The following is a 14,724-nucleotide window of genomic DNA, read 5'->3' on the forward strand; positions in this document are numbered from 1 at the left end:
ATATCGATTTAATTACTTATCCTAGAAAGAATATGCGAGTAAGTCTATTGCCTTTTTCTGATGAATACCACTTGAGACAGCGGAAAAGAATTGAAACTTTAATTGGCTTATTGAAAGAAAAATACCATTTAGTAAGCAGTAAACATCGGGCTATTTCCGGTTTCCTAGCAGGCATATTTTCTTCTCTATGTGCCTATCAACTCTGTCAGAAGAATAAGCCAAAAATTCATGTCGTTAGAAATTTAGCTTATCCGTAACTAGGGTTAGATAATTTCCGACTCTATCAATTTCTAAATTCGGATGTAATTTTTCTCCTTTTAATAGAAAATTTGTTGCATTTTCTCCGGTAAGAAAAGATAGTAATGCTGTCGCCAATAATCCTTTATCATCTTTCGCCTGCGTTTCCTTAAAAGCCTTAAGTAAACTAATAAAGAGTGCTTGACCCGAATCTTGATCAAAAAAATGATCATTGCATAATGAGGCTCTTTCTACCCAAGACTGATCTTGAAGGATCTGATTAATAATCTTACTGCTAATTTTTTTTTCTTCTCCAGCCAAAAATTTTGCCAAACCTCTTTGTGAATCTAGCTCAACACAAGCAATATCTAGCGGTTCAATATCAGCACCATCCGTGACCTCAGCCAATAATTTCACCGGTTTTTTTAAGCCATCTAGCGGTTTTTCGATATCTATAACCGATTTTTGTTCTTTCTTGGTTTTAACCACAATTCGTTTACGCTGAATATTATTTAAGGTACTACGCCACAACGATAAAAATTGTGTATCAGCATCAGTTTTTACGGGTGTTGGATCTGTTGATTGCTGTGAGAAATCTGACTCAGTGGTGTGCTTAGCATTCTTAAGAAAGTAGGCTGTTATTAAATTCCAAATATCATTTAACGAATAAAAATCCGATCGATGTAATATCTCTAAGTCCAGCAATGATCTGAAATTTTCATAAACCGCTTTCTCACTTAAAAAGAGCAAACGAAAATGTGCGAGCATTCGTTCTACTTTTGATCGGCTTTGTTTAATCGTACTTAAGTGAATAACTATACGTAAAGCTAAATGCATGAGTTTTTGTTTTTGCTGGGAAGGTAATTCACTTTTAAGATATGCTGCAACAAATGCATAAAATGGATATTTACCAATGCTGCCTTTCTTAATCAAAAAAGTATTAAAGAATATTTTTTGAAAAGTTGTTTCTATTTGCCAACTTTTTAATTCATCACGAATGCTTGCAAAAAGTTGTTCATCTTTTACAAAATAGTATTCAAAGTTTGATTCATTTTGCTTAATTTCTTCATCTTTTTCTTTGTGAATAACAATAGTTTCACTCTCACCGTTGGCAAGCTCATCTTTTTTGTATTGCTCCAGCATCTTCATTAATGAAGACTCAAAAAATTCATGTTGCTGTTGCATTCTTTGTTGATCTGAAAATTTTAGTGCTAATTGATCTGTATTTAATTCAATTAATTTTTTCAACGTCTCTTGCGATAAGTTTATTTTAGAAATATCAGACATAAAGACTCAATCTCTGGACAGATTTTTAATAGAAATATTTAAACTTGAAGAAGGTAAATTCAAAAAATTTGCATATTGACTGATAGAAATTTTCGACATTTTAAATGCATTCATTAAATCTTGATCTTGAAGACTATTACTGTCTAAAAATACATGTTTAAAAAAATTAGCTTTATCGTCTATTTTTTTTAGTCGTTTTACGCAATCAGCCAAATATATACATGCAATATTTTTATGATCACTACCTGAATAATTAATGATATTTATTTTTTTAATAAAATCATTTGATAATAGAGATAACTCAAAATAGTTAATTAAAAATATATGATTTTCAATATAAACCGCCTGAATATCAAAATCTAAATAATTAATTCTTTCGATGTCTCTACCTTGAATTAAATCATTCCAAATAAAATAAATTAAAAAAACAGATTCATGTATATAATACTGTTTTAACTCTGCAATTTTTTTATCTATTTTCTTGTGCATAAATTTCAATCTAAACAATATAAAAACACAATTAATACAATAAAATTTTTTGTCAATTAAATTTACAATTTTAATACATTAAATATTGTATTAAATATGTTTGATTTTAAATTGATAATTTTTTCATCAATTCCTAATATAAATCATAAGATATTGTTTTTATATATATTTTTTAAATACAAATATTGACATATTTCACGATGGCTATGTATAACTTGATGATATCTCCTCCCCTTCTTAGATTTCCTGATCAGTCTTAAGTTCTGTTTTCTACGACCCTAGCTTTTATATCAAATTTGAAGATCAATCTATGTTCATAGAATTTCATCATAAATGTATTATAAAATCTAGACTTCAATATAAATTTCAAAAACTGAATTTAATCTGTTTTTAATTGATATAAAAGATACGATCTATATATATAAATAATTATCCAGACTAGATATTTTTAAAATTTCAATCCAAGCATGTAAGGTTTTTAAATGCTATTTAAGATTAAAATATAAAATTAAATTTTTTAATAAAAAAATAATCTTTAGGATTTTCATTAAATTTTAAATAACTTATTCTCAATAGTTTTTACTTAAACAATAAAAAGCCGATCATTTGATCGGCTTTTTCCCAAGCTATGGCTATATTCGATTAACTAAGCATTTACAAGCGCAAGGTATCAAAATCAGTACGTATGCTGTACGTCAAATAAAAAAGCTCAACCAGCTGTATTGTAAGCGTCATAAGCGTTTCAAAAGAACTACGAAGAGTGATCATAATCGAGCGATCTACGCAAATTTACTAGAGCAACAGTTTTCAATGACTAAGCCCAATCTTGCATGGTCAAGCGATATTACATACATTTGGACTGCTGAAGGTTGGTTATACTTGGCAGCAGTAAAAGACCTGTACACGAAACAAGTGGTTGGCTATAGCTTAAATGAGCGTATGACCGCACAACTTGTTTGCAATGCACTGACTATGGCGATTCGTAATCAAAAACCAACGAAAGGCTTAATTATTCATTCGGACAGAGGCAGCCAATATTGCGTAAGCGTCCGCTGAGCCCCACTTTTTCTAACTCATTAATACCGCGATAGTGTCCACTAAAATTTAAGTGGACACCTATTTATGGATTTAAAGACAGTTATAGACAGCACACCAACGCTAAAAAAGCCCCGTCGAACCTTCACAGCTGAATTTAAACATCAGCTTATTCAGCAATGTCAGCAGCCAGACACATCAGTGGCCAAAGTAGCAATGCAACATCAAATCAATGCCAATCTGTTGCATAAATGGATTCGTCAGTCCAGATCAATGCCCTCTGCATTAAAAACCCCATCCATTCCACAGACTGACTTTCTTCCGGTCATTCTTCACCCGACTCCAGTCAAACAAGAAGCACCTCCGCCATCTGTGCCGGAGAAGAAAGCTGTCGCTCATATCAGAATTCCACTGCATCAGAAACAATGTTCCGCAAGAGATCAGGTGATCGAAATCGAATGGCCAGTGGAGTCTGCAACTGAATTACTGTTACTCATCCAAGGTTTGACTCAATGATCCATATAAATGAAATCTGGCTCTCTACCCAGCCGATGGATATGCGTGCAGGGATGGATACTGCCATGGCTCAGGTGGTGAGAGCCTTTGGTTACATCAAACCGCATTGCGCTTACCTGTTCTGTAATAAACGTGGCCATCGCATGAAAGTGCTGGTGCATGATGGATTGGGCATCTGGCTGTGTGCCCGGCGGCTGGAACAGGGGAAATTTCACTGGGCGCAGGTTCATCAGGGTGAAACCGTAGCCCTCAGTCCGGAACAGTTACAGGCATTGATCCAGGGTTTGCCCTGGCAGCGCATTGGACGACAGCAGGTGGTGACTATGCTCTAAACCAAGCTCGTGCATTCTGCTATTCTCCAAACGTTCTATTTCCTCTGCATCATGACCTCAGGCATACTGCGGTCATGAATACGCTGCCTGATTTAAGCCAACTGACCTATGAGCAACTGCTGGAATTTACCAGACAGTTGGCGATTCAGCATCAGTCTCTAGCGCAATCAAATCAACAATTAGATACCAAGGTTCAACATCTAGAAGTATCAAATCAACAATTAGATGCCAAAGTTCAACATCTTGAAGTAACCAACCAACATCTTTCCATTCTCACGCAAAAATACGAGCATGAGCTCGCACTATTTAAACAGCACAAATTCGGCAGTAAAAACGAACATCTAACAGCAAAACAAATCCATCTGTGGGATGAAGCGGTTGAAGAAGATATCGCAGCAGTCGATTTGGAACTGGAACGGCTGAATGCAGATAAAATCGATGCAGCGACACAGAAAGCTCTCGTCAACAAACCTAAACGTCGACCGCTCCCAGATCATCTACTCACTCTCCGTATTGAGCATGAACCTGCATCAACCCAATGTGCTTGTGGATGCCAACTGCGTCGTATCGGTGAAGATGTCAGTGAAAAACTGAATTTTAGACCGGCACAGTTCTATAAGGAACAGCATGTACGTGGTAAATGGGTCTGTGATCAGTGCGACACCCTGACTCAGCAAGCGATGCCTGCTTATGTGATTGATAAAGGAATCGCCAGTCCTGAATTGCTCAGCCATGTGCTGGTTTCCAAGTATGCTGATCATTTACCGCTGTACCGTCAACGTCAAATCTTTCTACGCGCAGGTATTGATCTGTCCAGATCCACATTATCTGACTGGATTGGTCGCTGCGGGGTGGAACTTGAACCCTTGACGGATGTCTTAAAACAGGTGGTGCTGCAGCAGCGGGTGATCCATGCAGATGAAACGCCGGTCACCACCATGCAGCTTGGTGATGATGAAAAAAAACCGAAGAAAGGTTATGTCTGGGCCTATGCCACGACACAGTACAATCCGGTTCAGGCGGTGATCTATGACTTTCAGCCGAGCCGTTCAGGTCAGCATGCTGAAGCCTTCCTGAAAGGCTGGCAGGGTCATTTGGTCTGTGATGATTATAGTGGTTATAAAGCCCGCTTTAGATCAGGCGATGTCATTGAGGTGGGCTGCATGGCACATGCACGTCGTAAATTCCATGAACTGCATGTGACCGGGAAAAGTCAGATCGCTGAACAGGCATTAGTGCTGATTCAGAAACTGTATGCCATAGAAGCAGAACTCAGGAAAAAGACGGATGGTACAACGCAACAACGCTGCGAATACCGGCAACAGCATAGTCAACCGGTGATGCAACAACTGTATGAATGGTTAAACCAACATTATCTGACGGTGCCATCGAGTTCTCCAACCGCCAAGGCAATCAATTACAGTCTGAAGCGTTGGCAAGCCTTAAGCCGCTATCTGGATGATGGCAATCTGCCCATTGACAATAATTGGGCTGAGAACTCAATGCGCCCCTGGGCCTTGGGACGAAAGAACTGGCTGTTTGCTGGCTCGCTGCGCAGCGGCCAACGAGCTGCCAATATCATGACTTTAATCCAGTCAGCAAAACTGAATGGCTTGGATCCGTATGCCTATTTAAGTAATGTGCTGAAAAGGTTGCCGACACATAAAGTGAGCCAAATAGAAGAATTGCTGCCGCACCGCTGGAAACCCGACCAAAATTAAAAAATAGCTATGGGGTTCAGCGCACGCTTACTTTTGAGAACGATTGCGTTTGTTTTGTTGTTCCAGTTCTTCATGCTGTTGTTGAATATGCAGCAATACAGAACTTAAACGTTTATTCTCAACAATCTCTCGCTGGTTGAGCTGACTTAATTTATCGAAGATGCTGTAATTGATCTTCCGTCCTTCATACATGATGGCCACAGTACCATCCGGGTATTCTAGAAATTCAAGATATTTACCGATTAGCCTCTGATTTTCCTCTGTATTCTCCAGGAGATATACGCATTTATCATAAGTAATGGTCAAGCTTCGTGACTCTACGGGGTTCACGCCAGGTAAAAACATCATCTAATTCCTCAGCCGATTTGTACCAGTTCACCATAACAATCCCGGTTATAGCGTGGCTGATACGGGCGTTTCAGGCGCTTGGAGCGAGGAATCCACAAATCGGCATCATCCAGCAACGCAGGGTTTCTACTGAAAGATCGAATCCATGCACGGTGGTGAGCTTTTCATGCGCTAAAGTGGGTCCGAAACCATGGAGTTGATCCGAAACAATATTGAGGCACTTGAGTCTGAGTTATTCAGGAAGTTTGCAGTTGCTGGTTTGGCCACGACCAGCATGGGCTAATGCAGCTGGGCCTTGAACTTTGTATTTCTGCAGTAAGCGTCTGATCTGACGTTCTGAAATATGAAGTAGCTGAGCAGCCTGGGATTGAGTTATGCGTTGATCGCAGATTTCCTGCAAGATCGACAATCGTTTAAGTTCTTTATCCGACATAAACACCAACATATCAAACCGTCCGCTTCGATAATCGCAAAAGTGCATATTCTAAAAGCGGACATTTTTACTTTGGAGAAACCGGACATTTCTATTTGGGGCTTACAATTGAATTTCGTATAAGCACCATTATGTTAAATAAATGGTTTCACAAGCTAAAGATTTGGAAAACGAATCTTTGTTTCTGCTTTTCTAATTTCATTACTAGTGAAAGAAATAGTTGTGCCTAATGAATATGCATAGATTCCTTGGATAGAATCATTAGAGGATTCATATGAAACATAAAACCCATTATCAACCCTATCCACCCATTCAAAATTATTTTTATATTTTTCAAAAATATAATCACTTAATTTCTTTTTTATTTCTATATCATCAATATTAATATCATAAGCAATACAATGAAGTTTACCTTGCCATTCTTGAAGGGAAATAAATCCTACTGGGGTTTTTAATCTGTACCAGTTTGACTCCTTGATGAAATTTACTCCTGAAGTCTTTGCTTCTAAGTTAAAATTATTTTGAATATCTGAAAAATTAGAACCAATTTCAAAGATAAAGGGTTCTAATATTTTATTTGAGTTCAACCTATTGGTCTCTGCATGTAATAGATGATTGATAGAAGTTAAAATTAAAGCCATAACTAACATGAAAGCTTTTAACATGAGTAATTTTTAAAATTGAGATTTCCTAAAATTAACATAATACACCTTATACGAAATGCTTTTGTTAGAACCCATTTAAAGTGTCTATATTCTCACCAATAAAAATGTCTAGTTTATGATGGTTTTTATCACCATGGACTGGATATAAAATATAGATGCTGATCACTATGTCTGACAAAGAAATTCAACGTCTTGCAGTTCTGCAAGACGTTCGAGATCATCGTATTACCCAAGTCCGTGCTGCTGAAATCCTGAATCTTTCTACCCGTCAAATTACCCGGTTATTACAGAAGCTCAATCAAGATGGTGTTTCAGGCATGACTCATGCAAGTCGTGGTCAACCGGGCCATCATCGCCATGATGATTTATTAAAATCGCAATGTCTTTCAATTATTTCTGAACATCTGCTTGGATTTGGACCCACCTTGGCCCATGAGAAGCTCAGTAGCATATTTGATCTGAATATCCCGATAGAAACAGTTCGGCGCTGGATGACGGCCAATGGGCTCTGGATTCCGCGATCCAAACGAATGAAACGTCCATACCAACCACGCTATAACCGTGATTGCTTCGGTGAGCTGATCCAGATTGATGGCTCATATCATGACTGGTTTGAAGGCCGTTCCGCCAAATGCTGCTTGCTGGTTTATATCGATGATGCCACTGGAAGGTTGTTACATTTGCGCTTTTGTGAGGCGGAAACGACCTTTGACTATATGCTTTCCACTAGAGCCTACATTGAGCAATATGGCAAGCCTTTGGCCTTTTACAGCGATAAACACTCGGTATTCCGAGTGAATCAGAAATCGAGCCAAGACAGCAAGATCACGCAATTTGGGCGGATTCTGAATGAGTTAAACATTGATATTATCTTCGCCAACTCACCGCAAGCCAAAGGTCGCGTAGAACGTGCCAATAGAACCCTTCAGGACCGTCTGATCAAGGAGATGCGCCTGGAAGGCATCGGTTCGATTGCCGAAGCAAATGCCTGGCTGCCCTGCTTTATTGAGCATTTCAATCAGAAGTTCGCCAAGTGTGCGAGAAACTCGAAGAACTTGCATCGCCCTTTAACGGAATCTGATGCTGAACTAGATGATATTTTTACCTGGCAGGAACCACGTAAGGTCACCAAGAATCTGACCCTGACCTATGACAAATGTATTTATATGCTTGAACCGGCTGAATTGAACCAGAAATTAGTTGGGCAATACATTTCATTTCTGGAGTATCCGGATGGGACTGTGGCCCTCATGCATGAAGGACGAAAGCTCAACTACAGCATCTTCAATAAATTGGCTGGGCTACAGCAGAATGAAGTGGTTGAGAATAAACGTTTAGGTTCAGTCCTGGCGCATATCCAGCAACAGCATGAAGAGCTGGAACAACAAAATAAACGTTCTAGATCCAAGAAAAGTATGCCGAGTCGTAAAGCTCAGAAAGCTGTTATTGAACAAAGAAATTTAAATCCTGTGCTTGACTCTTGTGGTTAAAAACAGGACATTTTAAATGGTTTATCGCATAGACATTTTAATTGGTGAATAACAGCCTATATCTTTTCTTTAATTTTCAATGATATAGTGCAAACTTAAAAGCCCCTTTTCTCCAATCGGGGCTTTTTTTATGATTTATCACGTTCCACGCTTACTATTTGATCATTGTTCCACGGTTTTTATTAGCCCAGGTGAATAATGCCCTTAGCCATTCGGCAGGAAAAAACGGCTCAGAAAGCCCCTTTTCTGTGGTTCCGGCTCGACATGTTCCGGAACAGGAATGCGCTTATTTTCTTTTTGAGTAGAAGTAGTCAATTCGTCATAGTTTGGCTCAGCCTCTGGCCGAGGATCTGTTGCTATATTTGAATCAGTAGATTGATTTATCTTCCCAATATCTTCTTGTTTTGGCTGTTCTAGGGTGCCTTTAAACTCAATTCTATGTGTGAGATCTTCTATATGTTGCATCAAAGACTTTTCTCTTTGATTGGCTAAATCCAACTGATTTTTAAGAAGAGAAATTTGGTCTTTTAATACATTTTCAACTTCAGATTGAACGTGTACCTGTACATCCTTCTGAACTTGTTCAGTACGTGTACTGGACTGAACACCGACTGGATTGCCATAAACTCTGATAAGTTCAGATAAGTCTATAAGTCCATCATGATCTCTTGATAATTCACCATTTTTTAAAGCCTCATATATTGTTGTACGTGATTTTTTAAAGGCTTTACTTGCGTCCATAACGCTAAATTTTGTTGTGTTCAATATAGTCCCTCAGTGCATGTACACGGATGTTTAGATGAACATCCTACCTGAACATGAAGTTTATTTTGCGTTAAATCCTACTTTTTTAAGATACGGTAATAGTTCTTCAAATTTCTCTTGATTCTGTAGCATTTCAGCAATTCGAACAGCAAATTGTGCATAGCTTTCGGTACCTTGAGAGTACTTACTCATATCAGCAAGTTCTGACAGTTTATTAGCAAGCAAATGGCGTTGTACATCTGTCATTTTCGCGAAAAGATTAAGGGTATTTGAACTCTTACTATTTGCATTAGCTGGAACTACTTTCTTTTGTTTGAAAGAAAATGAAAAACCTGAAATGTTACGTCCCTTTTTATGCTGTTCGTATTTAACAGTAATGTCGGTCTCCTTATTAATTTGAGCAATAGCTAGAGTTAGTACCCGATCTTTAAAATTCCCCATTCTTGTGTATTCATCATCGAGAACACCTATCTTTTTTCTAAATTCTGTTAGTTCAATAACTGGTGTTTGACCTGTACTGCGCCAAGCAATCAATAACTCGTATAAACGTACAGCATAAGCACTACTGAGATTACTAATTTGCTGTAGCTCATACTTTGTGAACTGTTCTTCCAAACGTGTAATAAGGGGCACAATAGCTGGTGCAAATATCAGCTTTACTGTTGCTTCATCATCGATATATCTAATTTCGCTAACCCAACGACTTAGAACATTCTCAACATTCCCTCTTTTGTTAATCTCTTGATAGCTAAATTGTCGGGCGAATAAATCTTTACAAGCATCTTTCAAGGCCTGGTAGGCTGTTTGTCTTGCAACATTAAACTGGTTGATATAGCTCTCTGCATGGACTTCTAAAGGATCATTTGCATTGATGCCTCTACCACTACCTCTTGCTTCGACAATAGCCAATAGGATTAAACGTTGTTCTACTAAATCTAAGTTATAGCTTGCATTGATTAATGCATTATCTTTAACAACTAAATCCCGCATCTTATTTATCTACATTATTATTTATGAATATAAATCTATATTAATAATTATGTAGAATTATGCAAGGTAAACGTAGTTAAATCTACTAAAAATATTTTGTAGATTTAAGGTAGGTAAACGTAGTCATATTGGTAGGTAAACGTAGTCATATTGGTAGGTAAACGTAGTCATATTGGTAGGTAAACGTAGTCATATAACATCTGTAACCATTGTTAATAAAGGCTTTCATCGTGTCTAAAAGCATTTAAAAGACTTAAAATAATTAAAAACCCAGGTCATGAAAAATTGCCCTCGGTTTTCGCTACGCTCAAACTCTATTGAATCTCGCTTTCGCTCGATTCGTCGGGGCAATTTTTTGCTTAATTTCGTTGTGACTTAAATAAACAGCAAAAGCTCTATCGTTCGCGCACTTCGTGACGCTCTGATTCTAAATCACGTAAGTAAAGGGAAGCATGTAATCAGGGAAAAAAGCGGGTGAAATTTTAATGATGTCAGTTCGCTCGTAGACACTCGCTCTGTAAAGTTAGGTGATATTCCAAAAAATTTCGCTACTTAAGTAATAATACTTTTTGAATATTCCATATGCATAGGACATAAAATGTTTTACACATATTATGGTAGTTTTAATTTTTATAAATTGAACATTATTTAACCAAAAGTAACTTTTTTTCCAAAAATGCAACGTATGAAATCATGAAAAATTAAAAATTGTTATGCTCCAATTTTCTGCCCAAAAGAGAGAGTTCACATGAACTTTTTTAAAGAAAATGAAGAACATATTTTATTGTATTCAAAAATTAGTTATTTCGATAAGACGGCATATTTACATTTACTATTTTTAAAGGGTGAGCTGACGTTTAAAAGTACTGATCTGATAAGTGTTAGTTATGAACAGATATATTTGCTCAAAGAGAATAAAAACATGGCCATACAAATAGATCCTAGTTCTGAAAAAGAAATTCATAATTTACAGCTTCTTTTTAAAGAAGCTGTAAATTATGAATCGACTTGCTAATCAGTCGATCGTAGCACACGCTCTTTATATACCTACAAGGTATATAGAAAACATCAAACCTAGGGACCGCCAAAATCATAATCATCATTCTTTGGTTTAGGCTGTATGGATGACAGAGTAGATTCAGCAGGTTGGTTGGTTTGAATAACTTTCGATTGTTCAGCCTGAGATTTTAAGACAGGATTGAACTCGATTTGTGGATCTGGATATTCGAGTGAATTTTTCAGCTGGTAATCCATCCTGTTCAGGTTCCAATGTTCAGTCTGAAGCATTGGCTTCTGTGTTTTGATGATTTCTTTGAAATCTTGATTGAGTTCTTTTTGGTTTTTGGCTTTTTTGGCCAAGTAATTCAAGTAGTGCATGACTTCGAGTGAGGTATAAGGCTCATTCAGGCATGAATAGAAATATTCATGCGTTTGCGTCTGTTGCCGCTGCTTTTGTTCCATTTCTCGTTCTTTGGCATTGTGCAGCCGGATTTTCTGGATCTCAGCCAGGTATTCCACGGTTTCATTCTGTTTCCCAGCACCTAATTTGGGTTCCGGGAGATACAAGGTGCCATGGATCTCGTTGTATTTCTCATAGTTGTCGGCTGATACCTGGTTCTTGATGGTGATATCTTGGCCGTCGATCTGGTAGGTCACAGTAGGGCAGTGCTCGGCCAAAGCATCATTGAGGTGATTTTCCCAGGCTTTGCGGATGTGCAGTAAGAATGTGGAATAGTCTGCGTGGCCATCCTGCAGCTGGATTTTTTTGGCACCAGCTTTGGCTGGATCCTGTGGATTGTAGCGCTTGAAGTATTGTTCTGCGGTTCGTTCGAGCCCATCATCGGCTTTGAGGGAGAACATGAGGTGGCAATGGGGCTGTTCTTCGCCACTGAGACGCGATTTAACGTTGTGTATGGCGTATGAATGCGGATATTGCTGTGGAGCTATATGCTTGTCTAAAAACGTCTCTATGAGCGTTTTACGCTGTTCTGGCGTGAATTCATTCGGTAGGGCAATTTCATACTCCATGTAGACCTTGGCATTTGCTCGCTCAAACGTATCTGCTGCTTGCCAAAATTCGACAGGATCTTTCACCCACGACGGCATGCAGCGTCCAGGTTCTACATGTTCTAGGACTTCTTCGCTTTTTTTCCTGATGCCTTCGTACTGCATCAACCGGGCAATATAGAGGTAATGCTGGGTGGCGTAGCCTTTATTCTTGCTTTTGATGCTGAAATGGTAGGTTGCCATGTGTACCGCCTGGGATGCTGGTCTTGTTTTTAACCGAGTGAAACGAGGGTGAAAACCTACGAATCTGGAATGCCTGAATGGCTGGAGGATTCGTTTAAAGGGGGTCAAGGGGGAATCGCCCCATTGCGTACTAGTTTCTCCGATGAGGAGAAACTGTCAAGTGCGAATTAATTAAAATTAAATTAAAAATTCTTTTCAAGAAATTTTATTTTTATTTTAATTAATTCTTTTCAGACTGCCCTCTTTAAATATGGTAAAACCATATTTAAAGAGGTTGCAGTTCTGAAAATAAGGCGGCAGATGATATGACTCAGGAAAAAGCAAAAAAGCGTGGTAGACCAGCTCAACTTTTACAAATGGCAGAGTTGCATGCTTTTGTTGAGTTCTTATCAGAAAAAGATCCACGGACAGAATTGCAGAATCAGGTCATTGATGCGCTACAAGCTGAAGATTTTAATTTTGAAATGTTGTCTGAAGCTCAACAAATTTTGGTGAAAGAGGCATTAAAACCTTACCGTGAACATCTAAAATTGCAGTTGCTGTTTGATGAACTGGTTAGAAATCCTAGAAAGACTGAGTATGAAGAAAAATTCCTGAATCTGTACCAGCGTTATCAAAATAATGATCTAGAACTAGCTGAAACGAATATTTTGAAAACAATGTGTACCCGTTATCTGAATTTTAAAGCTCAAAAGCTTGAATACAGTGACTTAGAGTTGTATTTGAGTCAGATCCAGAAAAAAGATGCTGGGAAAAAACGCAAAGCCGAAAATCATCGTAAATTTGAGTTGGGCGGTGCTGTGTTAGCTGCTTTTAAAGAATTAGGAATTGATATTAGTGAATCGACTCCTGAACAGATTAAGAACCGAATTAAGAATACAAAAAAATTTCACGACAATGTAATGAAATCTAAGGTATATGAGGAGGTTATAAAATATAAAAGTGATTATTTTGAATCAAACAAACTTTTTATTCAGGTGTTAGAAGGATTACATACATGGAAAAAGGACGGAGAATTATTGTCAGTAATTGAAATTAAGAAGGCCTTAAAGAAAGGCGAAGAGTAGTTTATTTAGTAGGGATTTTGGAGGAATTGGACATTTCTATTTTGGGCTTACATGTTATTTTCATATAAGAGACATTATGTAAACTCAAGTACACCCCAAAGTAACGTCATGGCAACCAAAATCCTGAACCTAAAATCAATGTTTTAGAAGCCGTGGAACATCAATTTTAGTATGCTCAAAGAAAGTCTTAGATTTATACGCGACGCTAAAAAGCTAGCTGTTTTAGATTAATGGGCTAAGTTTCTGAAAATAAGTTTAAGGTTTTCTAACATTTTTTCAATTTGTAGCGGTGTTAAACCTTCAAAAGATTGATCTAAAACAATGTGGCTCAAATCATTAATCTTTTGCGCCATTTGCTCTCCTTTATCTGTTAATACAACCCGCGTCATTCGGCCATCATATTCACAACAATAGGTATTAACTAACCCTTCATCTTTTAAACGATAAACAATTTTCGTAGTGGTCGACATTTTGCAAATTATCATTTCAGATAGTCTAGAGATACTCGCTTGGGGGTTAGCTTTTAAAGCCTGTAAAATACGACGACGAGAATAATCTAAACCATATTTTTTAAGTGCATGATCCAAGTTGTGTACATACTGAGTATGTACTTGAGTGATCCAGTAATATGGAGAATTATCTAGATTAAAATCGGCTGCTGCAGAAAAAAACTTATTATACTTTTTCGTCATAAACTAAAACCCCTAATATATTGATTTAATTTAAATTATTTTAAAAATAAATGTTACTTGAAAACTTATTATTTTAGCAATACATATTAAATTATTTTTATTTCTTATTCAGATATCAAGTTTCTTGTAAGGTTCTAACAGCTTGTGTGTGTTGTTGTTGTTGTTGTTATTCCCAAGTAGAAATGTCCTACCTAATAACCAAATAGAAATGTCCTATATGGACATTTCCAAGTCAAGCACAGGATTCAGATTTCGTTGTTGAATTGCTGTTTTCTGTGCACGTCTGCTTGGCATCTTTTGAGAACGATTGCGTTTGTTTTGTTGTTCCAGTTCTTCATGCTGTTGTTGGATATGATTCAGAACAGCACCCAACCGTTTATTCTCAACAATCTCTCGCTGGTTGAGCT

Annotated in this window: 13 protein-coding genes and 4 pseudogenes; 8 read left to right on the forward strand and 9 right to left on the reverse strand. The window is 37.6% G+C overall.

From position 1 onward, the window contains the following. Nucleotides 1-257 (forward strand): annotated as a pseudogene (locus tag E0409_RS15290) (IS982 family transposase); the annotation flags it as partial. On the opposite strand, the gene E0409_RS15295 reads toward E0409_RS15290, so the two are convergent. Together E0409_RS15295 and E0409_RS15300 are read right to left on the reverse strand one after the other, a co-directional pair. Next, nucleotides 235-1,524, reverse strand: coding sequence for a hypothetical protein (locus E0409_RS15295; RefSeq protein WP_131292234.1), 1,290 nt, complete (start codon nt 1,522-1,524; stop codon nt 235-237). The pseudogene E0409_RS15290 and the gene E0409_RS15295 sit on opposite strands and share 23 nt — an antisense overlap. A 6-nt stretch (nt 1,525-1,530) precedes the next feature. Then, nucleotides 1,531-2,013, reverse strand: coding sequence for a hypothetical protein (locus E0409_RS15300; protein ID WP_131292236.1), 483 nt, complete (start codon nt 2,011-2,013; stop codon nt 1,531-1,533). Between the two features lie 624 nt (nt 2,014-2,637). On the opposite strand from E0409_RS15300, the pseudogene E0409_RS15305 reads away from it, so the two are divergent. The 4 genes and pseudogenes from E0409_RS15305 to tnpC all read left to right on the forward strand — a co-directional run. After that, nucleotides 2,638-3,054: pseudogene (locus E0409_RS15305) on the forward strand (IS3 family transposase); the annotation flags it as partial. Nucleotides 3,055-3,135: 81 nt separating this feature from the next. Then, complete coding sequence (tnpA, locus tag E0409_RS15310; RefSeq protein ID WP_131292238.1) at nt 3,136-3,564, forward strand: IS66-like element accessory protein TnpA; 429 nt, start codon at nt 3,136-3,138, stop codon at nt 3,562-3,564. Continuing rightward, nucleotides 3,561-3,896: an IS66 family insertion sequence element accessory protein TnpB gene (gene tnpB, locus E0409_RS15315; protein WP_121775636.1), complete on the forward strand. Its 336-nt coding sequence runs from the start codon at nt 3,561-3,563 to the stop codon at nt 3,894-3,896. Before tnpA ends, tnpB begins: the two co-directional genes overlap by 4 nt. Nucleotides 3,897-3,970: 74 nt before the next feature. Continuing rightward, nucleotides 3,971-5,617 (forward strand): IS66 family transposase, encoded by a 1,647-nt coding sequence (gene tnpC, locus E0409_RS15320; protein ID WP_131292241.1) that lies wholly within the window; start codon nt 3,971-3,973, stop codon nt 5,615-5,617. Nucleotides 5,618-5,647: 30 nt separating this feature from the next. On the opposite strand, the pseudogene E0409_RS15325 reads toward tnpC, so the two are convergent. Both E0409_RS15325 and E0409_RS15335 read right to left on the reverse strand, forming a co-directional pair. Next, a pseudogene (locus E0409_RS15325) lies at nt 5,648-6,398 on the reverse strand (helix-turn-helix domain-containing protein); the annotation flags it as partial. 155 nt (nt 6,399-6,553) lie between these two features. Then, entirely contained in the window at nt 6,554-7,048 is a 495-nt protein-coding gene (locus E0409_RS15335) for a hypothetical protein (RefSeq protein WP_252151830.1), read from the reverse strand. Nucleotides 7,049-7,218: 170 nt separating this feature from the next. Here E0409_RS15335 and E0409_RS15340 point away from each other — a divergent pair, with 170 nt between their 5' ends. Continuing rightward, nucleotides 7,219-8,553, forward strand: a complete 1,335-nt coding sequence (locus tag E0409_RS15340; protein WP_131292247.1) for an ISNCY family transposase — start codon at nt 7,219-7,221, stop codon at nt 8,551-8,553. 204 nt (nt 8,554-8,757) lie between these two features. On the opposite strand, the gene E0409_RS15345 is transcribed toward E0409_RS15340, so the two are convergent. Next, nucleotides 8,758-9,318: a plasmid replication DNA-binding protein gene (locus E0409_RS15345; RefSeq protein WP_252151831.1), complete on the reverse strand. Its 561-nt coding sequence runs from the start codon at nt 9,316-9,318 to the stop codon at nt 8,758-8,760. A 60-nt stretch (nt 9,319-9,378) separates the two neighbouring features. Next, nucleotides 9,379-10,308 (reverse strand): replication initiation protein RepM, encoded by a 930-nt coding sequence (gene repM, locus E0409_RS15350; RefSeq protein ID WP_131292249.1) that lies wholly within the window; start codon nt 10,306-10,308, stop codon nt 9,379-9,381. 748 nt (nt 10,309-11,056) lie between these two features. Between repM and E0409_RS15355 the strand changes: the two genes are divergently transcribed. After that, nucleotides 11,057-11,323, forward strand: coding sequence for a hypothetical protein (locus tag E0409_RS15355; RefSeq protein WP_131292251.1), 267 nt, complete (start codon nt 11,057-11,059; stop codon nt 11,321-11,323). A 59-nt stretch (nt 11,324-11,382) separates the two neighbouring features. Here the strand turns inward: E0409_RS15355 and E0409_RS15360 are convergent, their stop codons facing one another. Further along, a complete protein-coding gene (locus tag E0409_RS15360) occupies nt 11,383-12,558 on the reverse strand; it encodes a MobA/MobL family protein (protein ID WP_131292253.1) in 1,176 nt (391 codons plus the stop codon). 305 nt (nt 12,559-12,863) lie between these two features. Between E0409_RS15360 and E0409_RS15365 the strand changes: the two genes are divergently transcribed. Beyond that, nucleotides 12,864-13,625 carry a hypothetical protein gene (locus tag E0409_RS15365; protein ID WP_131292255.1) on the forward strand — a complete coding sequence of 254 codons (762 nt, stop codon included), beginning with the start codon at nt 12,864-12,866 and terminating at the stop codon, nt 13,623-13,625. Nucleotides 13,626-13,852: 227 nt separating this feature from the next. Here the strand turns inward: E0409_RS15365 and E0409_RS15370 are convergent, their stop codons facing one another. Further along, nucleotides 13,853-14,317 carry a MarR family winged helix-turn-helix transcriptional regulator gene (locus tag E0409_RS15370; RefSeq protein WP_131292258.1) on the reverse strand — a complete coding sequence of 155 codons (465 nt, stop codon included), beginning with the start codon at nt 14,315-14,317 and terminating at the stop codon, nt 13,853-13,855. A gap of 213 nt (nt 14,318-14,530) precedes the next feature. Beyond that, nucleotides 14,531-14,724 (reverse strand): annotated as a pseudogene (locus E0409_RS15380) (ISNCY family transposase); the annotation flags it as partial.

Source organism: Acinetobacter sp. ANC 4862, from assembly GCF_004336635.1.
In the GTDB taxonomy this organism is placed as follows: Bacteria; Pseudomonadota; Gammaproteobacteria; order Pseudomonadales; family Moraxellaceae; genus Acinetobacter.